Here is a 23,551-nt window from a genome sequence, read left to right on the forward strand (position 1 = left end):
ACATATCCCCTGCCCTGCTGAATATTTATTCTGTAAAAATTTCGTGGCTTGCAATCACCTCTAGCTACTCACCTTTTAATACCTTATCTACGTTGGCCTGCATTTGCGGCAATATTCTGGCTACTCCAGCAGCAGGTGTAGCTTTGGAATTTGAAATGTCTTTGAATAGATCTCCGAAAAGAGAATCAATGCTATATGCGCCGTATCGCGAAAATTTAGTAATGTTAAACGTATTCAGCGCATTTTCTACAGATGCCTCATCTGAGAACATGGACTCGGCGGCTGTGCGATTGTTTTTATCGATATTCTCGAAGTCCTGCATGTCTTCCCAAATTTTATATACAATCTCTGGGTCTTTAACACCCCGTGGAATCATGTTGATATGCATCTGTGTCAGGCCCATAATATAGTCGTTTGCTTTCGGTCCTTTCGGGAAGGGTACGAAAGCATATTCATCTACCATTTGGTTTTGAAAGCGATTTGGTATCTCCCAAAGTCCGCCTGGATACATCGCAACTTTACCTTCTCTGAAGAACCTTGCTGGGTCCTCCCAGTCGTTGCCCTCATCCCGCTTCACGACTTTATATTCGTTATACAGCTTATTCATCATTTCGAGGGCTTCCAATGCATTTGGCGAATCAAGGGTGACCCTTCCGCTCGCTTCGTCAAAAATAACGCCGTCGTTGGAATGAATCAAATGTTTGGACAACTCAGCTGGCGAACCGGTCAGACCCCATTGATCAATTGTCCCGTTTCCGTTTTTGCTAATCGTCAGCTTTTGGGCAGCGTCCACGAACGCATTCCAATCCCACTTTCCTTGTTCCTGCAGTTCTGTCGGGGTTGGCATTCCAGCATCCTGAAAAATCCGTTTGTTATAAAAAAGACCGGTCTGATCATAAAGGGCGACACCTGACAGGAAGCCGTACGTTTTCCCGGTGCCATAGCTTCCCGATTTAATAATCAGATCGGAAAGTTTGGTATCTTCCTTCACGTTCATATAGTCATCGAGAGCTGTAATGTAGCCTCCCTTAACCAAAGTTTCAGGATAAATGTGCGCCACGAGCACGACATCGGCAAATGGCTCGCCAGCCATTACAGTGGAGGAAAGCTTCTCCGCCGTTTGAAATAAATCGAGAGCTATATATTTAATTTTCACGTTATATTTTTTCTCAACCTCGGCTTGCACCGCCAACGCCTTTTGGCCTTCCGGCGTTTCAGGGTTGGGGGTACCGTCCCACCAGGCAGAGAACACAATTTCTCTTCCGCCCAAATCGTACTTAACTTCGATAGGTTCTTCGCTCGGTTTATCCGTTTCTTTTATTGCAGAGTTACTGCCATTGGTTGCGGCTGCTTTATTGGTCTCATTGTTTGCTGAATTGCTTCCTGCGCATGCTGACATAACAAACATCAATACAAATACTAAAGAAATGACAACTAATTGCTTCGTCTTTTTCATGAATACACACCCCTTGTTATCAGTTATTGAGATGAGGTCAGCGCTTACATTTTACGGACTATCTTATCCGATTACATTTCATTCACCTCCCCCAATAAATAGAAGCGCTTTCAAAAGGACTGAAAAATTGAATCTCTTACTTTTATTTCGATTTACTTTTAATTAAATTTCACTTAAACATAAACTGACTGTATTCGTGATAAATGCAATTCTTGTATATATTTTATTAGTGAATATTAACTGTATTATTACTCGAATTTCATATTATCAGACTGTCAAAATATTTTCAACCACTTTTTCCCACCTCGTTTATAAGCGCCTATAGTACTGAAATTGATCTATATTCCCACATGTCTTTCGCACTTCAAACGAATTTATTTTACTTAATAATTCGCAAATCAGAGACAATAAAAAAAGCAATGGGCAGAAAAACCTGCACATTGCTTTTGAGCTTTTACCCATATTCCATTTGAATAAATGATTAAGATAACTGAAATCCGCAGCTGTCGCGAATGATGAGTGTGGCCGGTATCGTCACTTGAACAGGAATTTCCCTGCCGTTAATTTGATCCAACAAAAGCTTGACTGCCATTCTGCCCATCATCTCCGATTGGATCTTCACCGTAGTGAGAGACGGGTTCACATAAGCGGACATCGGAATATCATTGAAGCCCACGACCGCCATATTCTGCGGTACGCGAATTCCAGCATCCTGCAAAGCGCGCAGTGCTCCGATAGCTAGATTGTCATTCCCAAAGAAGAAGGCTGTCGGAAGATTGCCTTTTTCGATAATTCGCTGCATGGAGGCATAACCCTCAGTAGTCGCCCACTCTCCGATATAGACATGCTTGGCATCATAGATTCCGTTCTCCCTCATTATGACCTCATAATAATGATGGCGTTCATCTTTCCCTTCGGATCTCCAGCCTCCCATATAGCCGATATCTTTATGCCCTGCCTTAATCAAATGCTCCAAGGCAAGCCTCGTAGCTCTTTGAAAATCAATGACGATGGAATCGAATTTTTCAACATCCGGCGAATAATCTACGAATACGACGTTCTCTACTTGATTAATGATCGGAGCAACATTTTCTATGGAACCCCCTATCACGATTGCCCCATCGACATTGTTAATCACGACATCGGGATTCCCAAATTGAGATAATCGCAACATATTGGTCTTTATGATCCCGGCAGCGATACATTCTTTTTCGATCCCTTCTCTGATCAAACTAAAGTGGGCATCCATCTCTTCTTGCTGCTCCGTAAGAAAGATAATCGTCCCAATTTTTGCGTCGCTGTTCGTAGCGACTGCATTTTTCCCTTTACGCTCGCGCGGAGTTTTGTAATTAAACTCCTCGGCTATCGAAATAACTCGCTGACGCGTTTCCTCTGACACCGAGAAGGTTTGATCTCGATTTAACACCCTGGAAACTGTTACGCTGGATACATTTGCTTTAATTGCTATGTCACGTATGGTAGCCAATTTCATACCCCATCTATATGTCAGTTAATTTTCACTTACGTTTTAATAATATCAGTGTATGAACTTGATTGCAATATTGACAGACCAAACTCTTTATCATCAAAAAAAAGCCACCTGAATAGGTGGCTAGTGCTCACTAGAAGTGCAAATGTATAGATAGGTGTGGAGAGTCCTAGTCATTAAATGTATAGTCAAGCCTCCTAAATCAAAAAAACACTTCATATTAGTCAAATCCTCTTATTCCAACCCATTCGCTATTACAGCCTTCAGAGCATTCGCCATAGAAACGTTTCACACGACTTGTTGGAAGAGTGGCGATTAATGGTGCCGCATCTTTTACAAATCACATAACCAAGCTCCAAATCATCCTTCGCTTTGTTACACCCATTTCGTCACAATAAGAGACAAATGCACAAAAAAAAGCCTTTGGATCGCTCCAAACGGCTTCTCCTTATTTCTTTCTTGGTTTAAACCAGCTTATTAGTGATAGGAGCAAAGCCGCTGCAACCATCGTGATCGGCAGTGCCCAAGGCCATTGAATCAACACGCATGATACCCATGGAAAATGTATGCTCACTGCGCCTCCCTCCTGCGTTGCCGCTTACCGAACAATGACAGCAAAAGAATGATTCCCGGCAGGACGATATACATCGGAACCACAACAATATTCGCAATGCTGCCCAGCCAAACCTCTAAATGTTCGGTTAGATAGTTAGCCATTGACATTGCCATTACATATGCAATTAACGTAGTCATCCATATGGCTTGTCGATCATTGGACGAATAGGTCAGATCGCGAATGCAAAGTACTGCAGCAAACAAGTAAACGGATATCTTAATGAAGGCTGAGCAAATAAAATACATGGCTCCAAGAACCTCCATATTTTCTAAAAAGTCGGCAACACTAGTCATTTTCAATATGGTAAAGGCAGGAAAGACCATTTTCTGGAACAGATACTCTCCTAATGCGGTTATGGCTAATACATCAAATAATACGATAAATAAACCGGCAAATAGGGTAGCCCCACTGCTGATGCGCCCTAAATATCCTTTTTTCTTAAGCATGCACCAAAATACAGCCATGGCAAAACATTCTCCATATGTCGTCGTTATGCCTACCGGCCAAACATTGTTTAGTACTCTGCCGAATCCATCTGCTAGCACGGGCCTTAGATATCCGCTGTGCAAACTGTACTTTGAAACCATTGCACAAATGGATCAAAATGATTGAACTTGGCGATCGTGACATAACCCGCAATGAGTATCCCACCCAACAATGACGATATCATTACGGTAATCCAAGCATCTCGTCCTGAGTCGGAACCGGAGCCGAAGATTACCGTTGTCCCGAATTGAAACAAAACCATGAGTGAAAACAAATGATAAGACGATATATTTATCATTTAATATCCTCCCTTGTACTTCCGCCTTCGAGTAATCCGGTTTGCACGACTTTTAATTTCGCCAAAATATCGACTTTGATGTCAGGGAACAAGGTTGACCAATTTTTTGAATAATATTTATTCCGCGATTGAATATTTTACTCTTCACGCTCGATATTTCCCCAATGACGTGCCCGCCGCCGAGCTCTTCCGGAACGTTCACGGCGACTACGCCTTCTTTCATCTCATTGCGTATCCATAGCAAAGTCATCGTTTCCGTCTCGTTCAGCCACCCGATGAGTCTGTCTTCTTGAAAGATGGCTGCGCCCTTGGAAACCATTAAACTGGTTGAGTTGGCAACCCAGTTCTGAGGAGGGGCAATCGAGATTAATGGAGCATATGCTTCCTGTCCTACATCCTGATTGCTATTTAATCAAATGACACATATTCAAACTTTCCACTTGCCGCAAAAAGCATCAAGCGTACCTTCAAAGGGTACTTGTTAGTGCCTATGTCACTTCAAAGTACGTACTTATCAATATCGTTTTTATGGTTATATAATAATATCGAATGCTATTATGGCCAAATTCAACAAGCGACGCTCGCTCTAAAAACTAAATTTCGGCTGACATGCTCATTCATGAACTTGGAGAATGCGTATTGCCGCATGTTCCACCGCACGATAATAGCATTTAATAGCGTACACACTTTTGGATCTATCATCATATGAAAAAGGAGCTGTTAGCATGAAAGGAATTGGGATTTCGCGGTACGGGTCTGTCTCACAGCTGAAGGTTATCGACATGCCGACATTGCCGCTTCAACCGGACGAGGTTCGTATTGCCATTCGGGCAAGCGGCGTTAACCCCGTTGATTGGAAAATACGTGAAGGCCTGCTTCAACATAGCTTTCCTTATGAATTGCCGCTCGTTTTAGGTTGGGATGGTGCGGGAGTCGTCTTGGAAGTGGGAGAAAAAGTTCATTCTCTTCAAGCGGGGGACGATGTTTTTTTCCGTCCGGAAATCGAGAAGCATGGAACCTATGCGGAAGAAATCAATGTGCCGGAACGCTTCGTCAGCCTAATGCCGAAAGGATTAACGTATGCCGAAGCGGCATCGCTGCCGCTCGTCGGCTTAACGGTATGGCAGGCGCTGGTGGAGGTCGGTAATGTCACGGAAGGACAGAACGTACTGATCTTAGCCGGTAGCGGCGGAATTGGATCAATTGCCATTCAATTGGCCAAAACACTTGGAGCCCGCGTTACGACAACGACGAGTACTCGAAACGTAGACTTCGTCCGCTCCCTTGGAGCCGACGAGGTAATCACCTATGACCAGCCACAAAGCCATACCTTACCTCATGTATTCGACTTCGCTCTTGATACCCTTGGCGGCCAGCACTATTTGGATGCCGTTGGCTGGATGAAACCAAATGGCACGATTGCTACCATTTTTGGCGGGCCACATGAATCCAGACCTTTCTCTCCGGTAGCGGTAGAGAAAAACATCCGAATCGAATATGTATTTACGCGTCCAGATGCGTCTAATCTCCATCACATCAAACGGTTGGTAGAGATGGACAGACTAAAACCGACTGTTACTGAAACATATCCGATGACGGTTGAAGGAGTACATGAAGCTCATATGTCCAATCAAACTGGCCGCACTAAAGGAAAAATCGTATTAGTACGAGAACGCGACCAAGATATCCACTAATCATTAGGGGACCGATAAGAATTTTTGTATTTTATTAATCATCACTAATTAATTTATCAGTTTGTAATTATTGTAAAATAGTTCGTCTTGAAAAAAGAGCATGCCAAATCCCCATCCATAGGTGGATGGGGATTTCATAAGCAGGATCGTTTTTCCTGCTTAGGTCAGATGATATTCTTCTTTATTGGTAAGAGTCGAGAAAATCTAATGAATCAGCAGTTTTCTTATGAATGAGAGAGATAATAAGCATATTCCAATGGTCTACTAAAAATTAAATTTTTGTTTTTAAAACTTTTAAGATCTTTGTATATATCTTTTTGTGGTTTTCCGTTTAATTCAATAATCCATAGCTTACTTTGCTCGTCTAAAGCGAAATCCACACTCAATTCTCCCAATGAACCCATATGAGCTTCTGCTTCTTGCGCAGCCGTTATGCTTAACTCATGAAGAGAATGGAAAATCTCATCTGTATTGCCCTCACTAAATAATAAGGGGAGAATTTCTGCGGCATCAAAAATGAACTCACACATACTCGTGTTGAAATAATGCTCATAGGCCACTCTGCATGCGATTGTGGAAACCTTCCACTCTCCCAAAATATCTTTTTGAACAAGGGCACGAATATCAAAATAGCGTTGATTAATCTGCTGGATACAAACCCCTTGCTGAACCATGTATTTCTCTGATCCAAGAAGTTCATCTAATTTTTCCTCAATGCTTTCATTTTTCCTGCAAATATACCTCGGAGCCAAAGCGTGCAAAGATATATTGACATCCCCATCATTCGTTCGTTCAACCCGGTACACTGACTTCCCCTTGCATCCATAGTCAGGCTTAATATATATGACATGATATTTTTCTAATAACGCTGATACATTTGCTTGATCGTATAATACCGTTTCTGGTACATAAGGATTAAGCACAGACTGTTTTAAAAAATTGTAAAGATCCCATTTATTGAAAAAGTTGATATTGTTGAAGCATTTATTACTGCCAATCACCTTTTCAAGACGTTGAATCGTTTTTGTCTCTTTGTTAAAGCACCGGTTATAGACGACATGGGGAAAAGCGAAAGAGCCTTGTTTCCATACGCCCTTAATCTTGCTGAGTCCATTAATTCGTTGTTTCTCCCAAATAATGTCCGCAGGTGTAAAGACGAATAGCTTTAAGTTTAAATGATCATATCGCTGATAAAGCTTCAGAACACTTTTTCTATTGTTTTTTTTGCTCACCAAAATCCCTACTAACGGCCGATTCTCCAATCCTCTTCACTCCCTGGCCTTCGATCACTTTTATTATCTAATGCTGGCACAGACGCAATGGTATGGGACAATAACATAGACGAACATATATCAGCGAATATCTTACTTTATTTGCCTATTTTAAGTTTGATAGGTATTTGGAGTGTTTCTCTTAGTAGGCTTTTAATATGATGAAATAGATTGATAATAAGGAGATGAAATGATGGGTAGATGTAATTGTCCCCCCGGTCCTCCTGGACCTGAAGGACCGCGTGGGCCCCAAGGACCAATAGCAGAAGGACAGCAATTACTTCAAGGACTTGGAGGAGCAATCGGAGCAGCTGGACCAGCAGGACTGGCAGGAGCACTTGGACCAGCTGGATTAGCAGGACTTGCAGGAGCACTTGGTGAAGCTGGACCTGCTGGACTTGCGGGACTCGCAGGAGCACTTGGAGCAGCTGGACTTGCAGGAGCAACCGGAGCGACTGGAGCAGCAGGACCAGCAGGACTTGCAGGAACAGCTGGAGCAACCGGGGCAACTGGAGCAACTGGAGCTGGAGGATTAATTCCATTTTCAACGGGGATCATTCTTAGCGGTGCTACAGTAGTTTCAGCCGCTCCAATTTTAATGGGTTTTGGTAGTCACACAGTCGAAGTTATTGATGGTTCTGGAGAATCGACTAGTCCACCTGAAGCTGGTGGTTTTGCTTTCCCAATTCCATTTGCGGGTACCATTCAAAATTTACAAATCAGTGTAGATTTATTGGTTGCTTCTGTGGTTTCTATCAATACTCTCGGTCTTCAATATGATTTTACAGTATTCCGAGCACCCTCAGTTCCTAATAATGGCATTGATCATCTGTCTTCATCTTACGTGACCACACCGCTTACTAGTTCGGTTAGATTCGGATTTCCCAATAATGTCATAACAGCTGGTACTTTCCGATCCGCAACGAATATTAATGTTGGGGGATCATTAGTAGTTGCAGCGGGTGACCGTATAGGCATTCGTATAAGGACGCTCTTGTCGACAGATCCTTCAGCTGCTGATATCACTCAACTCTCCTTTAGCGCTACTCTTTCTTATACTCCTTCTTAATAGCCACATCATGATTGAATAAATTTGCTCCCCGCTTGATGAGGTTAGCCAACCTTTACTGGTTGACCTCCGTCTTTTATCTTTAACAAGTACAAGGAGTTGGTAAAGAGAACCACGCTATTCCAATTTGTCATCATATATTTGGGTTTTGATTAAAAAACTCCCCTGCAAGATTTATAACTTCCGGTCGATATTGCTACTACCTACTCGAATCCGATATTCCATGCCGCATCCTTTTTGCAGACAAATCAATCATTATCATAAAAAAACCACCCCGAAAGGTGGCCCGTACTCATGATTGTGCTATAGGATTTGGATAGGAGTGTATAGCCTAAGGATCTCTTTTAAATGTCCTATCACGTTTACGGAGCCTGCTACTTCTTTAGCACGAGGGAAAAGCTTGCCTTCCGGTGATAAGAAATCATTATTAGGATCAACTAAACGAAGTCCCGTTGTTGTTTTATCCTATGTTTTTATCAATTGAATGCATTCCTTACTAGCTCCACCCCTGTAAACATATTTTTTATTTTGAAAATCGATTGCTCCCGTCGATGTATCAAATCCCGTTTTTATCAAAAAAACGCAACATTAACTCCCCAATTTCTTTCGCGTGCGTTTCCAAAGCAAAATGACCTGTATCTAATAGGTGAATATCAGCATTAGGTAAATCTTTTTTAAAAGCATTAGCGCCTTCCGGAATAAAGGAGCTATCGTTTTTACCCCAAGCTGCTAATAAAGGCGGCTGGTATTGTTGCAGATATTTTTGAAACTCTGGGTACATCTTCACATTAGTTTGGTAGTCAAAAATTAAGTCCAGTTGTTTTTCATCACTTCCCGGTCGGGACATATACGCAATATCAAGAGTATACCCGTCTGGGGAAACTTGATTTTCCTTTGTTCCGTCAACATATTGGTATTTTATTGTATCAGGCGCAAAGGCGGTCCGGTAACTGTCTCGTTTCTCTTGTGTTGGATTACGCCAATATTCTTCTCGAGCCGCCCATTTTTGACCAAGTCCTTCACGATAAACGTTGCCGTTCTGACTTATTATTGCTGTTACTTTTTCTGGATGGCGCATAGCTAAACGAAAGCCAATCGGCGCTCCATAGTCAAAGACATATAAAGCATATTTAGTAATCCTAAGCTGATTCATAAAGGCTTCCATTATTTCAGTAATTTGGTCAAAGGTATATTGAAAATTGTCTCTGTCAGGTGATGAGGAATGACCAAAACCAGGATAGTCAGGGGCAATCAAATAGTAGTCATTTTCTAATTCAGGCATCAGATCTCTGAACATATGGCTTGCGGACGGAAAACCATGAAGAAATAAGATAACCGGTTTATCCGGATTGCCGGCCTTACGATAAAACACTTGTAATCCTTCTATTTCTACATAATGATAGGTCGTCATGTTATTTCCTCCAATTTATCAGATGAAACGGTGTAGAATCGTTGCTAATTATCGCAACTTACGATTTAGGAATCGCGCATCCCCGGTTAAAATTGTACTGCATTTTTTTCTGGATTCTTCCCCTTGGACATAACACTACCCACTATCATCACAATTACAGCAATAACAAGTACCGAGGCTGCAAGAGCCAAGGATATGCTGAAACTATTGGTTGCATCCATTACAAAACCTGCCCCTATGGGACCAAGGATTTGTCCAATCCCAAAAAAACCAGTCATCCATGCAATGGCTTGACTACCACCTGTAGGTTTTAATGCACGAGCCGCGGTAATCGCAAGCATAGAAATCCCCATAAAGGTCCCGCCAAACAGAATTGAACCCAGACCAACACCGACGATATTAGGTACTAATACAGGCAAGATAACCCCTATAGCTTGTAGAATAAGCGCAATTATCAATGGCTTTACATAACCCATTTTACCCATGCACCAAGACCAGAATATAGTCGATGGCACCGCCGCTACCCCAACGATAATCCAGCTATAATCAGAAAAAAAATCCATATTCGGAACTTGTTTGACATAAGAAACCAAAAATGTCGCGCTAACGATATAACCCAAACCTTCAAGACCATATACAACAAGCAAATAAGGAAATAACTTTGATTCTTTTATAGAAGACTCTTTATCGCTGCCTTTCAGGGAAATATGTTGCTTTTTAGGCTCCTGGATATAACTCCAAATAAAGGCGACAAGAATGATGCTAATTACCAAGAGACCTATCCATCCTCCTCTCCATGAGTGAAGACTGAACAATGGAATGAGTAACCCTGATAGTGCAATACCAAATCCAACCCCGCCGTAAAAAATACCGATCCTTTTTCCACGGTTGTCAGCAAGAAGTGCATCTAAAACTAAACTCGATGCGAGGACAAAAATAAAACCACTACTCATGCCAGCTATGAAACGCAGGATCATCCACCAAGAAAACGAAGATACAACCCCCATTAATCCCGTTGTTAAAATGCATAAACCCACTTGAATTCGCAAATGAGTAGATCTCCGCTCTCCAAATGTAATGATACCCGCGCAAAAAGCTGCAACTAAGTAACCCAAGTTATTACTTGCCGCCAAATAACCAGCTTCAGTTATGGATAAATTCGTTTGTGACTGCATGAATGGAAGTATCGAGGTGTATGAAAAACGAGCGATACCCATTGCAATAGCGAGCATAACAAATCCACCAATTAAGATTTTTGTCGAAGCAGCTTTATCAGTTACTTTTATATTTGGTCGTGTCAATTGTTCTTCCCCCCTCCTGTTTCAATTGTAACTTCACCGTGACATTGTGTAAAATGAAGTTAAACGATGCCTAGCATTAAAAAAAACAATACGTAAACGGAGGCTATTTATGGAGATCCGCGACATGCACATTTTTTTGACTGTGGCAAACGAAGGCAGTATTACACGTGCGGCTGAGAAATTGGAATACGTTCAGTCGAGTATAAGCATACGTATTCAACAACTTGAAAATGAACTTAATACCGTTTTATTTTATAGGCAACGACAAGGCGTTCAGCTTACTACATCTGGACAGATCCTTAAGTCTTATGTAGAGAAAATTTTATCTCTTACGCAAGAGGCCCGGCAAGTTGTATCGGATAAATCAACACCACAAGGACCACTTCGAATAGGATGCCTTGAAACGACAGCGGCAGTTCGTTTACCGAATATTCTCGCCGATTATCATCATTCCTATCCAAAGGTCGATTTAACATTGAAAACTGGCACGACGGACGACCTCGCTAAGTTAGTCCTGAAGTTTGAATTGGACGGTGCATTCGTATCCGCACCAATTGAGTATGAAGAGTTAGAAACAACGGAGATCGGCTATGAAGAGCTTGTGCTCGTAACGGGAGGACAAAACCTAACTATTGAGCGAATTGAAGAGTTACAAAATCAAACTCTACTCGTTTTTAGAATTGGTTGCTCCTACCGTCAAAAATATGAAGAGTGGTTAAGCCTTAAAGGAATTAGGCCATCCAAGATTATGGAGTTCGGTACCGTTGAAGGAATCCTTGGATGTATCCATGCGGGGCTTGGCATTTCGCTGTTACCCCGTTCAGTTGTGGAGAGGGCAAGTGAGCGCTATAGTCTTCAAATTCAAAACATATCAGAGAAGTTATTCAAAACTGCAACTTTGTTTGTTCGCCGCAAAGACTCTTATTATACTCCGGCCGTATCTGAGTTAATAAGAATATCAAAAGAAAGATTTAATTAACTCGGCTTGTCTAATGACTGCAACTAAGCAGAGCTGTCCATTAGTTTTATACAACAGGATTTGAAATGTACGGCTATTTACAAAAAGCAGTCGCCACAAGCTATGAAACCGCTTGAGGCGACTGTGTTTTTTATTTCAATAAGGTTGGAACCGCCAAGCTAACAGAAGCGGTTAATTGTTGGTCAAGCTGATCCAGAGCAAATACTTTCACGGTATAGGATAATTGCGCAGCATCCTCGACATCAAAGAAAGCAGCGAACTCTTTAGCAGTAGAAATAGGATCTGATTCTATAGCGAAGATGCTTACTGGCGTTGTGTCGTTCATTAACTGGAACACGATTACTTGCTTGCCTTGTCGCGGTTCTGCTCCCGGAGTGAGCGCTACTTCCACCTTGGCTCCAATACCCGAACTGCGATCGAGCACGCCGTCCGAAATAAAGGTATAGGGCTCAACTTTAGGTCCTGTATTCATAAATCCCGCATGAATCCAATCCCCGTGGTCAAAGTTCTTGTCGCCGGCGTCATTCAGAGATAATCTGATCTGCTTTGCGCCGTCAGGCAGCGGTACGTCAAAGTTCCATACCATGCCTTTGCCGACAAGCGGCGAGGATGAAAGCAGCTTTTCATCCACATAAACCTTAAAGTACATGCTTGCATAGCCACCGTTTTCATTAACTTCATCATCCGTTCCCGCCACAGCGACAAACCTTTTCGCGCCTGTCGGGATATTGTAAACAATATCAGAGTTGGCATGTGTACCCAATCCATGGTCGTATCGTTGGCCTGCGACAGTCAGCTTATTTCCATCGATGGATTTATTCTTTTTGGGTATGTTTGCCCATCCTGATGTCGCGCTCACCCAATCCATTTGATCCAAATAAACGTCCGGCAGTGGCGGCACAGGACCATTATGCTCAAAAGTATGCAGCGTTTTGGATACCGTATTCGAATCCCCATATCCTTGCACGAACAGCTTTGCTTTTATGGTTGCGCTGCTCACCGGCAACGTAAACGGTTCCGTATACAACAGCGAATCTCTGGTCGGTTCGCTGCCATCGATAGAATAACGGATTTCGTAGCTGCTTCCCTCTGCATTCGTTTGTATGGCTACTTTACCGCCGATATCCATCCAGCTGCGCTCACCATCATAGACGATCTGCAAATACGGCGACGTCTTGTTAAAGCGGGCGGAAACAGCGCTTCCTGCTCCTTCTCCATTCATAATTTTTGCGCGAACGACGGAAGAAGAAGTGATTTCAATAAAATTCTCATATTTAGGCGAGCTTGCCGTCGGTTCGGATCCGTCAAGCGTGTAGCGTATTTCACTCGAAGCGTCCACGGGCTTGAGGTACACTTTTCGTTTATTCAGAAATCCTCCGCCAAATGGCTCCATATCGAGCTTCGTAAACTTAGCCACATAACCTCCGCTACCGCGCATCGACAGATTTAGCACACTGCTTGAGGTTACCGTTTTATTCTCAATGATATATCCGTCTTGTTTAGCCCTATCATCCATATAAATGTGCCCCGTATAATTCCCGCTGCCCAAAAACGATAGCGCCACATCCAACGAGCGCTCCTGCAAACCATTCATTACGGCTACATACCAAGTCGTACCCGAACGTCTAGCCATGGCCGATACCTCGCCGATCTCGCTGCCTGGGAGCACAATCGTCTCGTCCCATGCGGTTGGAATGCTCTTAATGAGCTCCACAGCCGGATTCATTAACATATTCTCCGGATGCTCGCCAAATGAAAGACTTGGCGACGTGAAGCTGAGAGCCGTGGCAATCTGATGGCTCCAGGAGCTTTGCCCCATACGATTGCTGAATGACATCGGCGTATAATCGCCATGACCGGCCAAGTAACGAGTAAAGGGCAAGGTTGTGTTATGGTCTGCCGGAGGCGCGCCTTGCTCCAAGCCGTGAATGCCTTCCCGGGTTATCTCGTTCGGATATGTACGAGATAACCCCGTCGGCTTATTGGCGCCATGAAAGTTGACCATCAATTGATATTTGGCCGCATCCTCCAGCGTATCGCGGTAGAAGTTGATCTTAAACCGTTCTTCCCCATCGATAAAATCAAGCTTCACACCAACTACACCAGCGGCTTGCGCCTTCTCGAAGAAGGCCAAACGGTCAGCACGATTGAATATGCCTTTCACACCCGAACGGTCTGAAGCCGATTTCCACAACCAGCTCTCCACATGTTTGGATTTGCCGTAATCGACAACTTCTTTGACAGCGGCCCAGTAAGCATCGGGCGTAGCAGCCCAGTCCGTCCATCCCTCATCGATCAAGTTGTATGGAATGCCGAGTTCAGAAGCATAGTCGATATAAAGTTTCATATTCTTCAGCGAAACATCGCCATCGACGACCCAAGACCAGGTCGATGGCCCCGGCTTAATCCAGTCCGTGTTGTTATCAAAGATGGCTGCTCTCGGGGGGTTAACGTTCGGAACAATATCGCTGTTCACTAAGCCATTCAAATCGTTTGCAACGGATACGATTCTCCAAGGCGTTGCCACGGAACCGGATAAAGTCCAGCTCCCCCCATTCATAAAGTTGGCCTTGAAGGTGCTGTTCCCTTCGGCGACAAGGGTCATGCCGGCATAATTGACCAAAGCTCCTTCCGTTATCGCCGCATAGCCGCCATTATCAGGCAGCTTTATCGTCATCGGCGGTCCGATTTTGGTGCCGACAGGAACCGATTTAGCACTTTGTTTCGTATATTTCCCTTCATAGGAGATCGTATTTTGTTGGTACCAGACTGTGCTGTCAACAGGAATTTTAAAACTGCTGCTTTCGCCGGAAATGGCATAATCCGCAGATCTTGGTGGGAGTACATAACGGAAAGCGATACCGTCATCGAACAGCTTCACTTCCAGCGAATACTTCATTCCAGTAATCGTATTGATCATTGGAATTGTCGTCAGCGTATGATGATCGCGAGCCGTGGAATGCTGTCCGATCCATGGATATGAAACGGGATCAGGTGAACTTGTCACCACTTCGGCTTGATCCCAAACCGCACGTTCGCCGATGTCGATACCCTCGATAATGACGCCGAGAAACGAATATTCAATCACTGTTTTTCCATTAAATTTCATAGAATACGCTAGTCTGCCGTTCATATGCTCTATCGTGCTTGTCACTTTTCCTTGGGGACTTGCGATATTCACTGGTTCTGAAGGCTCCCATTCGTCGGAACCGTCACTCAGCAGGAATTTGGCGTCCAGCCAGTTTGTGTGATCGCAGGTAGGATCGCCCAGATTGTCCGTAATCAATGTCAGCGTCTTTGCCCCGGCAGGAATGCTGACATTGAACATATACGTTTCGTTAATTTTCAACTCGGGCGAGCTCGCAATGACGACATCGTCAGCCTTGACGTAAAATTTCGCTTTGGCCTTCACAAACTCCGGGTTGGACTTCACCTCGTCATCGATACCTGCTAAAGCTGTAAAACGCTTATACCCCGGATCGAGATTGTATTCGATTTTGGAGCTTGCATGTGTGCCGATCCCTTTGCTGTACACGATGCCAGCGGAGGTAAGCGGATTGCCGTCCAATGATTGATCTCGCTTACTAGGACTCCAGTAAGACTCGGAGCTTACCCAGTCCAGATCGGATACATAAACCGACTGCTGCACGCTTGATTGAGCAGCAGGGTTGGCATCCGGCAGCTTCACGTTGTAGGTCGCTTCGGTTACCGATGAATTAGATGTAATTGCGTTCGAAGTTTGTACAAGCTCAGCAGCAGTGACTTCTTTGGAGAATCCTGTTACAAAGCTAAAATTGATGGTCATCAAACAAGTTATCAATAACAAACTTACGACGGCGTGGAGCCTATGACGTCTTCTTTTCATATTCACTCCTCCTCGAACAAGAGATTATAGATAGCCTGCGCATTTTGCGCGCGGGTTGCTTGAGACTTTGGATCAAACTCGCCATCCTTTACCCCTTGCATCACCTTAACCGCCAATGCTTTATTAACGGCTTCCACTGCCCATTCAGATACGTCAGCCCCATCTTCAAAGGATTGCAAAGGTTTTGCTGCCAAGCTAATCTTCCCATGCTTAAATTCATAAGCATTCACAAGCATAATCGCCATCTGTTCACGAGTGATCGCTGCATGAGGAGCAAATTCAGTATCCGTGACTCCTTTAACGAGTCCAGCCCCATAAGCGGCTTGGACAGCACCAGCAAACCATGCGTTGTTATCAACGTCTGTAAATGGAGATGCGTTTGCGGTTGTATTTGCCGTTAATCCTAAAGCTCTTATCAGCATAGCTGTGAACTCTGCGCGGGTGGTCTTGTCATCAGGAACGAACAGGTTTTCCGTTTTGCCTGTTATGATATGTCTAGCCGATAACACTTCCAGCGTACGCGCCACCCAGTGGCTTTTATTAACATCATCAAACGACTTTCTATATGCCATAACTGCATATTTGCTCAAATGCTTCAGCTGCACGGTGATCGTTGCTGTATCCGGATTCGTATTCCCGCCAATAAACTCCCATTGATCCGTCTGCTCATTGTAGTAATAAACACCAAGCAGCAAGGGATCCGTATTAGCCTTGTCATAAGGCAAGGAAATTTCGACGCTTCCATGCAATTGTTCGGCTTTAATCTCGCGATTATCCTTAGTTAGCAAGGACACTTTGATTTCATAGATTTGGCCCGAGATTCTTAAAAGCACTGCCCCTTGCTGAGCCTGGCTGACATTGCCTGACACCGGCTCCAACTTGACTTGTACGATAGCTTCTTCCATCGTACCTGCCTTGGAGAGGAGATACTTCAACTCCTTCTGATCAATGGTGACAGAAGCACCTTCAACCTTCACTTGCAGTGCTCGATCTTGAATATCTTTCATGGATACAAGGGCTGATGTTTGGTTCTTATCGAGCTGTACGAATGCCATACCCTCTTTCATAACCGGAATGACCGAAGGCAAGACATGGTTTGTATTGCCGCCATTATTCGGAGATTCGTTATCGCCCCCGCCATTTTTCTGAGTGATGGTTACGAGAGAACTACCCGCGATGCCTGATCCATCTTTTGCCGTAGCTTTTACAGTAACAATTCCTGCTTTAATCGCTGTTAATACCCCTTGCTGATCAATCTGAGCTTGACCTGTTTCATTGTATACAGACCAAGTCACCGTTTTATTCGTTGCATTAACAGGCAATACAGTTGCTGCAAACTGCGCTTGGCTGCCAACAGCCATGGTGTAAACGGAAGGATTCAGACTGATCTCATCTGCTAAAACTTCCGAGCCGCTGCCTGTTTCTTCGATGACCTCGAAATGCTTCACCGTTCGTACATCCCCGCTTCCGGCAACAATCGTATACGTCCCGATCATAGCGTCTTTCGGCAGCGTAAATGAGTCACTGAAATTTCCGCCCTTTAACACATTGACATAGAGGATGCTTTGGTCCGGCCTTAACACTTTAATTGTAAGCGTGCTCAGCTTTGTAAGCCCGGTTATCGCAACCGTATCTCCTGCTTTCTTTTCCGTAATATCTTGCAGCTCCGGCGCCTCAACCGGTTCTAGATAAGGCTGCATTACCTGCGCAAGCCGATTAGCAATCTTAACATGTCCGGCGCTGGAAGGATGCAGACTGTCGTTGAAATCGGATGACGGATACGCATCTATCCAACCGGATGTATCTACATAATGCAGCTTGCCATCGCCTGCAGCGATTCGGCTATTGACTGCGGCTAGCGTAGGCGCAGCTTTGAAGCCGCCAAAGGTGCGAAGAACAAACAACTGCGCAGCTGGGTACTTCGTCCTTATCTGCTGGAGAAATGCCGTATATGTGGTCTGAAAATCGCTATCTGACACATTGAACTTAGCATCATTAGTCCCTAAATTAATAACAATCCCATCTGGCTGGTATGTGCTGAAATTCCAATCCGGTGAGTCCGGATAATCGCCTGGCTGCAGTTTAAAATATTGCTCGCTCATCCCGAGTGAATTAGGCGCATAGCAAGCTATACCTGTCTCCAGGCAGATCCCGGTGTAGGCAATCTGAGTGTGATCGGCATTTAACTGCTCTCCTGCTAGCCATGCGTAAGAACCGATCGATACTTCAGGCGTTGTGTAGCCAACGGTAATGGAATCGCCAATGAACTCAATCAAATGCTCCCTCGGAGCCGCTGGCACAGTGGTCGCTCCGCTGTCAAGAAGCAGTCCTTGAAAGGACAGGACATCCAGAACATTCTTGGAAACTACGGTTAATCGATGTGTTCCAGCAGGAAGCGGCGTCGATGTTATAGGGACGGTTCCGTTCGCATTTTTATACAAAACGTAAGGGCCATCATCGATCTTGGCATACAGATTCGCTGAAGCACCCATCTTAATTTGGACGTTCGTCCCCGTGAAGCTTACCCGCAGGGATGCGCCTGGCCAGTAGCTTTTATATGTTGTTGATGAGCTCCGGTCCCATCTGCCCATATAGTGAATGTTGGCATCCCCTGGAGCGACAAAATCCAGCACAGGCGCTACCTGCGGTGTGGCATTGACTTCATTGGACGCAGCGCTCACTCCTCCAGGATAGACCGCCTTAATCACAAAAAAATAGGTCGTTCCATTGCCCAGTCCTTCTGCCTTGTAGCTGTTAACAGAGCTGTTCACAGAAGCTAGTGCCTCTCCATATGAACCTTCAGCAGCTCGGCTAAATATTTGATAGCTTGTCGCCCCTTCAACTGCGTCCCAGTTCAAGCTAACTTGCCCATCCCCTGCAATAGCGGCATGCAATGTAGGCGTACCTATTCCTGTAACGGTCACCGCTGCCGTCGCCAAAAATTCTCCATTTGACGTTGCAGCTGTAATGGTGGCGGTACCAGGTCCTGTTGCGGTAACGAGACCGCTGTCGTTTACATTGGCGACATTGGGATTACTCGATGCCCATATTGCTCTTTTGTTCGTTGTATTCTCCGGAAGCAGCGATGCCGAAAGCTGCTCCGTCATGCCTGTCAACAAGTCTAGCTTCGTCTTATCAAGCTTAATACTGTCTGCTAATATCTCTGGTCCATACACCTCAAATTCCCAAATGGAGTATCCGAATTGCGTAGCTCTGACCGTTCCGTACATGCGAACGTAACGGGCGCTTACTTCGTTAATTGAAACCGTTTCCAAAGAACCTTTTCCGCTTGTGGTGCTGAACACATTAGTCCAGTTCTTTGCATCATCGGACACTTGAATTTGATAGCTTTTGCCGTACGCCGCTTCCCAATAAAGTCGTACTTCGTTGATCCGTTTGGTTTCGCCAAGATCAACATACAACCATCCTGGATCAACGCCTCGCTTGGACCCGAAACGCGTTGTAAGATTACCGTCGAAGGCCAAAGAAGCCGTATCGGTCGAACCGTCGCTTGAAGATCCGACTGCCGGTTGTTTTAGTGCCAAGTTGGTCCGCGGTCTCGGTTCTTGTTCCTGCACCGGTTTAATCGTAACTCCGCTATAAAATTCCCGATCCGTAAAATTCATTTCATGTAAAGTCGTCGCAGGCGTAGAGCTCCCCGGCATATAAACATTTTCAAAGGCAATGCCCGTTATCAATGCCCCTGCCTGCCCTTTGATTTTGGCAAAGCTTTCACCGGCGTCGCGCACGGTAATATCCTTCACGGTAACCCCAGTGATCGGCCCTACGCCATTGTTATTGTGATTCACCGTAAACAGGGTCATCCATGCGCTATTGTCCTCATTTTTACCGCTAATGTCCTCCACGTCGATATTTTCAAACGTCACGTTGCTTACCGAGCCATCCCCATATTTATGATGGATTGCGAAGCCTACAGCTGCCTTATACACAACGCCATCTTTAAATGTGATGTTGTCCTGATTTTGCATGACACCCTGACCTATTTTGTAGCCGTAACATAAGGTCCATGTGATACTGTCCTCGATCACAACATCGCTCACTGGTTCTGGATTCCCAGGCCAAGGAACTTTTCCTGATGCGATATCCGTATCCTCTTGCCATGCTTTCGTCGAATAAGGATCATCTAAAGCAATTCCGATCGAATTGCGTACGACAGCATTTTGCGACTCGACGATATCAATCCCGTCATTCTCGCCCATGCCAAGGCTGTTAAACATTTTTAAATTTGTAAATACCAAATCATTGGAACGAACAGGCATGACAGCCCACCCCGCAGACTCTCGAATGATGACGCCGTCCATCGTAAAGTTGGACGTGGCAATTGGGACTACTAGGTTGTTGATCATCCCTTTATTGTTGGTACTCTTATCGTCGTGAAGAAGTTTTCCGTTACCGTCGATCGTTCCACGTCCGTAGATCTTAATATTCTGGGAGTCAAACGCTGTGGAGATCCACCATGTTGCAGGTCTGCCCATGGAATTTTTAAACCAATGCTCCGTATAATCAGCCGTCTTCCCTGTACCGACAAAGGTTGCTCCGGGCTGCATGTAGATGGCTGTATTGCTCTTTAGTATTAAGTTACCAATATAGTACGTTCCAGCCGGTACATAGACAACGCCTTGGGCGTTATTTCCCCGTCCCGTACCGTAGCTGCTGGCATCATCAATTGCCTTCTGAATCGCTGCCGTTCTTTCGGTTACCCCCGTCTGAACGCCAGTTGTCGTTACTTGGTAAGGAGCTTTGGTAATATTGTAGATCCCTTCTCCTGATGAGGCTGGAATATCGGTTTCCGCCGGATCAGCCGCAATGACGAGCCTCGTTGTTCGGTTGTTCATTGAAATGATCAAATACTCATCCTTCTGAGTTGTAATCGTTAACGTTCTGCCTACAACACTATCAGCCTTGATTCCAAGTTTCTTAGGACTGATTGCGTACTCATGCACCTTGTCCGTATTCAGAATCGTCACCTCATACGTCACAGGGCCGCCGGACATCGAGAAATGAGCGTAATCATAATCGTTGTATGCTTTAATTACCGGGATTGGCACCCCATTCGCTTTGAGCGTGAAGTTCGCTGAGGCCGAATACCTTGAGGATTGATCGTAAGGAAAAATCTCTGCGGGCGCTGCACCTGCGTCCATTGTTAACTCCGGTGCAGCTTGAGCGGTTTCTGTCGGAAAAATAAGAACCGACGCCATTAGCGCCAACGACAAAACCACACTAAGCCATCTTTTAACCTTTAACATTTGCAAATGTCCTCCTTCATGATTGTATTCATTAGCCTCCACCTTCGATTGAAAGCCCTTACATTTTCTTCGTGCGTGTTCAGTTTAGCAGACTACTCCCGCTTCCATAATGAGGAAAATCCCACTTCTAGGGCAGATATTTATATATTTAAGTGCTTGTTTGCAAATGAAACAAAAAAGCAGACGCTGCGAGTTATGTAATCACTCTTGTCGCGACTGCCTACACTATCATTGCAAAGATGGGAGTGGAATATGAAAAGCCGAGGGTAGGATTGAAAAACAATTGTACGAGACACTGTACGCCATTTCATGGAAGGTTCGGATGAGGCATTTAGAAGGTGAAGAGAAAAATATTCATTTTAAATTCGAGTAAGTGATGATGCGCTTTAATGAAATCGACGTAAGTATTATGATTAATATTCGGTATAGAGGTTAGAGCTTTAACCTAATTAGGCTGCCTCTATATTAGTAGCAGTCTGAGTTGTATGATGAGGCCAGCCAGTTTTTACTGGTTGGCCTCTTTTGATTAACAAATCGAATATGATCCTCAGAAAGCTCTTTCCTCAGCTTCCCATCTTGCGACCTCTTCCCGAACTCGCGGTGCGACTTCCGTTCCCAATAGTTCAATGGCTTTCATAACATCCTCATGTGGCATGGTGCCAACGGGCAAATGCAGGAAAAATCGAGTGAAACCTAAATGTTTGCGCATGTGAATAATTTTGTTGGCAACCGTTTCGGGATCGCCTACATAGAGTGCGCCTTCTAAGCTGCGTGCGGCATCGAATTGTGAACGGCTATAATGTCCCCAACCGCGTTCTTTACCAAAATAATTAAACGATGCCTGAGTGGGAGGGAAATACTTGTCAACCGCTAGAGAAGTACTCTCCGCAACGAACCCGAGTGAGTGCACGGCTATCTTTAATTTCGATGCATCATGTCCTGCACGAGTCGCAGCTTTCTTATAGAGTGGCACGAGCGGAGCAAATTGCAAGGGACTCCCGCCAATGATCGCCAAAACAAGAGGCAGTCCAAGTACGCCTGCTCGTATGACCGATTCCGAATTGCCCCCACTGCCAATCCATACGGGCAAAGGATTTTGAACCGGACGCGGATACACACCAAGATTCGTAAAGGCAGGTCGATGCCCTCCCTTCCAGGATACCTTCTCCGACTCCCTTAATTTTAATAATAGCTCCAATTTTTCCTCGAAAAGCTCTTCATAGTCTTTTAGATCATATCCAAACAATGGGAATGCATCGACCATAGAGCCTCGACCCGCGATAATCTCAGCGCGTCCATTTGAAATACCATCGAGCGTGGCAAATTGCTGAAATAAACGTACGGGATCAGCAGCAGATAGTACGGTAACCGAACTGGTTAAGCGTATCCTTTTGGTCATGGGCGCCGCCGCGGCCAATATAACGGCCGTAGCGGAATCCCCAAATTCCTTACGATGATGCTCTCCGACTCCAAATACATCCAATCCAACCTGATCGGCAAGGACTATTTCTTCTACAACCTCACGCAGCCGCTGCGCATGACTTATTGTCTCGCCCGTTTGAACATCGGGAGTTGTTTCGACAAACGTATCTACACCAATTTCCATTTTCAAATCCCCCTAAATACAAAATTATAATAAAATCCTTCTTATCAGAAAGAATCCACACCATCATTTTTAACATGGCCTTCACGATTTTTAATTCCATATCCGATTTTCTTCAGCACGTGAATAAGTTCTAGCTTCTCCTCATCCGTCGCGAAGGACAAATTGTCGGAGATCGTTTGAACATGCTTTGGGAAGATATTGTCAAAGTAACTTCTTCCTTCCCCGGTCAATGCCACATTTGTTTTACGTCGATCACCCGGGATGGGGAGCCGTTCCACGAACCCCTTCTTCTCCAGCTTATCGACCACAGAGGTGATACTCCCGCTAGGAATCGAGAAAGTATCGCTAATGATCTGAATGGAATGCGGACCTTTATTGTAAAGAAACTCGAGAATTCGGAAGGTTTCCATACTTAACCCATAGCTGTCAATGTCACATTCTAAACTCGCGTATAGCACTTTCATCGAGTTGCTTATTACACGTATGAGTCTTAAATCAAGCGCCTTGCCCTCAACATCGCGTTCAGTCACTCTTCCCCACCCCCTTATCTTGGTTTTGCGTACAACGGATATTCCAGTTCTGTAAGGACAAGTTCTGATACGATATTTTTCCGTTAAAGCATTCCTCTTTCGCTTCATATTCGAAGCCGGAAATTTGAGTGTTCCCGTGAAAATCTCCTTTCTTCATCTTAGATAGATTTAATATCCTAAGAATATTTATTCTATGAATATTTATCCTAAGAT

At 44.5% G+C, this 23,551-nt stretch carries 17 protein-coding genes; 4 read left to right on the forward strand and 13 right to left on the reverse strand.

The features are described 5' to 3' along the window. Positions 1–64: 64 nt before the first annotated feature. From A7975_RS07415 to A7975_RS07435, 6 genes are all read right to left on the reverse strand, one after another. Positions 65–1,456 carry an ABC transporter substrate-binding protein gene (locus A7975_RS07415; RefSeq protein WP_065384658.1) on the reverse strand — a complete coding sequence of 464 codons (1,392 nt, stop codon included), beginning with the start codon at positions 1,454–1,456 and terminating at the stop codon, positions 65–67. Between the two features lie 481 nt (positions 1,457–1,937). Further along, complete coding sequence (locus A7975_RS07420) at positions 1,938–2,948, reverse strand: LacI family DNA-binding transcriptional regulator (RefSeq protein WP_065384659.1); 1,011 nt, start codon at positions 2,946–2,948, stop codon at positions 1,938–1,940. Between the two features lie 445 nt (positions 2,949–3,393). Next, a complete protein-coding gene (locus A7975_RS34740; protein WP_255314194.1) occupies positions 3,394–3,519 on the reverse strand; it encodes a hypothetical protein in 126 nt (41 codons plus the stop codon). Beyond that, positions 3,516–4,148: a GerAB/ArcD/ProY family transporter gene (locus A7975_RS07425; protein WP_082198024.1), complete on the reverse strand. Its 633-nt coding sequence runs from the start codon at positions 4,146–4,148 to the stop codon at positions 3,516–3,518. Before A7975_RS07425 ends, A7975_RS34740 begins: the two co-directional genes overlap by 4 nt. Then, a complete protein-coding gene (locus tag A7975_RS33540) occupies positions 4,112–4,345 on the reverse strand; it encodes a GerAB/ArcD/ProY family transporter (RefSeq protein WP_065384661.1) in 234 nt (77 codons plus the stop codon). The genes A7975_RS07425 and A7975_RS33540 overlap by 37 nt, the downstream gene beginning before the upstream one ends. Before the next feature lie 52 nt (positions 4,346–4,397). Then, entirely contained in the window at positions 4,398–4,664 is a 267-nt protein-coding gene (locus tag A7975_RS07435; RefSeq protein ID WP_065384662.1) for a Ger(x)C family spore germination C-terminal domain-containing protein, read from the reverse strand. Positions 4,665–5,070: 406 nt separating this feature from the next. Here A7975_RS07435 and A7975_RS07440 point away from each other — a divergent pair, with 406 nt between their 5' ends. Further along, on the forward strand, positions 5,071–6,039 hold the full coding sequence (locus tag A7975_RS07440) for an NADP-dependent oxidoreductase (protein WP_065384663.1): 969 nt from the start codon (positions 5,071–5,073) through the stop codon (positions 6,037–6,039). 224 nt (positions 6,040–6,263) lie between these two features. Here the strand turns inward: A7975_RS07440 and A7975_RS07445 are convergent, their stop codons facing one another. Beyond that, the gene (locus tag A7975_RS07445; protein WP_065384664.1) at positions 6,264–7,301 is read right to left on the reverse strand and encodes a YheC/YheD family endospore coat-associated protein; all 1,038 of its coding nucleotides are present in this window, start codon (positions 7,299–7,301) and stop codon (positions 6,264–6,266) included. 386 nt (positions 7,302–7,687) lie between these two features. Here A7975_RS07445 and A7975_RS34435 point away from each other — a divergent pair, with 386 nt between their 5' ends. Both A7975_RS34435 and A7975_RS34440 read left to right on the forward strand, forming a co-directional pair. Next, complete coding sequence (locus A7975_RS34435) at positions 7,688–7,846, forward strand: hypothetical protein (RefSeq protein ID WP_218061006.1); 159 nt, start codon at positions 7,688–7,690, stop codon at positions 7,844–7,846. A gap of 62 nt (positions 7,847–7,908) precedes the next feature. Beyond that, entirely contained in the window at positions 7,909–8,379 is a 471-nt protein-coding gene (locus A7975_RS34440) for a hypothetical protein (RefSeq protein WP_218061007.1), read from the forward strand. Between the two features lie 556 nt (positions 8,380–8,935). On the opposite strand, the gene A7975_RS07455 is transcribed toward A7975_RS34440, so the two are convergent. Continuing rightward, complete coding sequence (locus A7975_RS07455; RefSeq protein WP_065384666.1) at positions 8,936–9,790, reverse strand: alpha/beta fold hydrolase; 855 nt, start codon at positions 9,788–9,790, stop codon at positions 8,936–8,938. Between the two features lie 86 nt (positions 9,791–9,876). Then, positions 9,877–11,091 carry a YbfB/YjiJ family MFS transporter gene (locus tag A7975_RS07460; RefSeq protein WP_255314195.1) on the reverse strand — a complete coding sequence of 405 codons (1,215 nt, stop codon included), beginning with the start codon at positions 11,089–11,091 and terminating at the stop codon, positions 9,877–9,879. Between the two features lie 109 nt (positions 11,092–11,200). On the opposite strand from A7975_RS07460, the gene A7975_RS07465 reads away from it, so the two are divergent. Further along, complete coding sequence (locus tag A7975_RS07465; protein ID WP_065384667.1) at positions 11,201–12,070, forward strand: LysR family transcriptional regulator; 870 nt, start codon at positions 11,201–11,203, stop codon at positions 12,068–12,070. A 130-nt stretch (positions 12,071–12,200) separates the two neighbouring features. On the opposite strand, the gene A7975_RS07470 is transcribed toward A7975_RS07465, so the two are convergent. The 4 genes from A7975_RS07470 to A7975_RS07485 all read right to left on the reverse strand — a co-directional run bounded on the left by A7975_RS07470 (position 12,201) and on the right by A7975_RS07485 (position 23,338). Further along, complete coding sequence (locus A7975_RS07470) at positions 12,201–15,935, reverse strand: NPCBM/NEW2 domain-containing protein (RefSeq protein ID WP_065384668.1); 3,735 nt, start codon at positions 15,933–15,935, stop codon at positions 12,201–12,203. Between the two features lie 2 nt (positions 15,936–15,937). Next, entirely contained in the window at positions 15,938–21,202 is a 5,265-nt protein-coding gene (locus tag A7975_RS32885; protein ID WP_082198026.1) for an S-layer homology domain-containing protein, read from the reverse strand. Between the two features lie 547 nt (positions 21,203–21,749). After that, positions 21,750–22,808 carry an LLM class flavin-dependent oxidoreductase gene (locus tag A7975_RS07480; RefSeq protein ID WP_065384669.1) on the reverse strand — a complete coding sequence of 353 codons (1,059 nt, stop codon included), beginning with the start codon at positions 22,806–22,808 and terminating at the stop codon, positions 21,750–21,752. A gap of 44 nt (positions 22,809–22,852) precedes the next feature. Further along, entirely contained in the window at positions 22,853–23,338 is a 486-nt protein-coding gene (locus A7975_RS07485) for a MarR family winged helix-turn-helix transcriptional regulator (RefSeq protein ID WP_053376502.1), read from the reverse strand. Positions 23,339–23,551 lie beyond the last annotated feature (213 nt).

The organism is Bacillus sp. FJAT-26390 (assembly GCF_001682865.1).
Taxonomy (GTDB): domain Bacteria; phylum Bacillota; class Bacilli; order Paenibacillales; family Paenibacillaceae; genus Pristimantibacillus.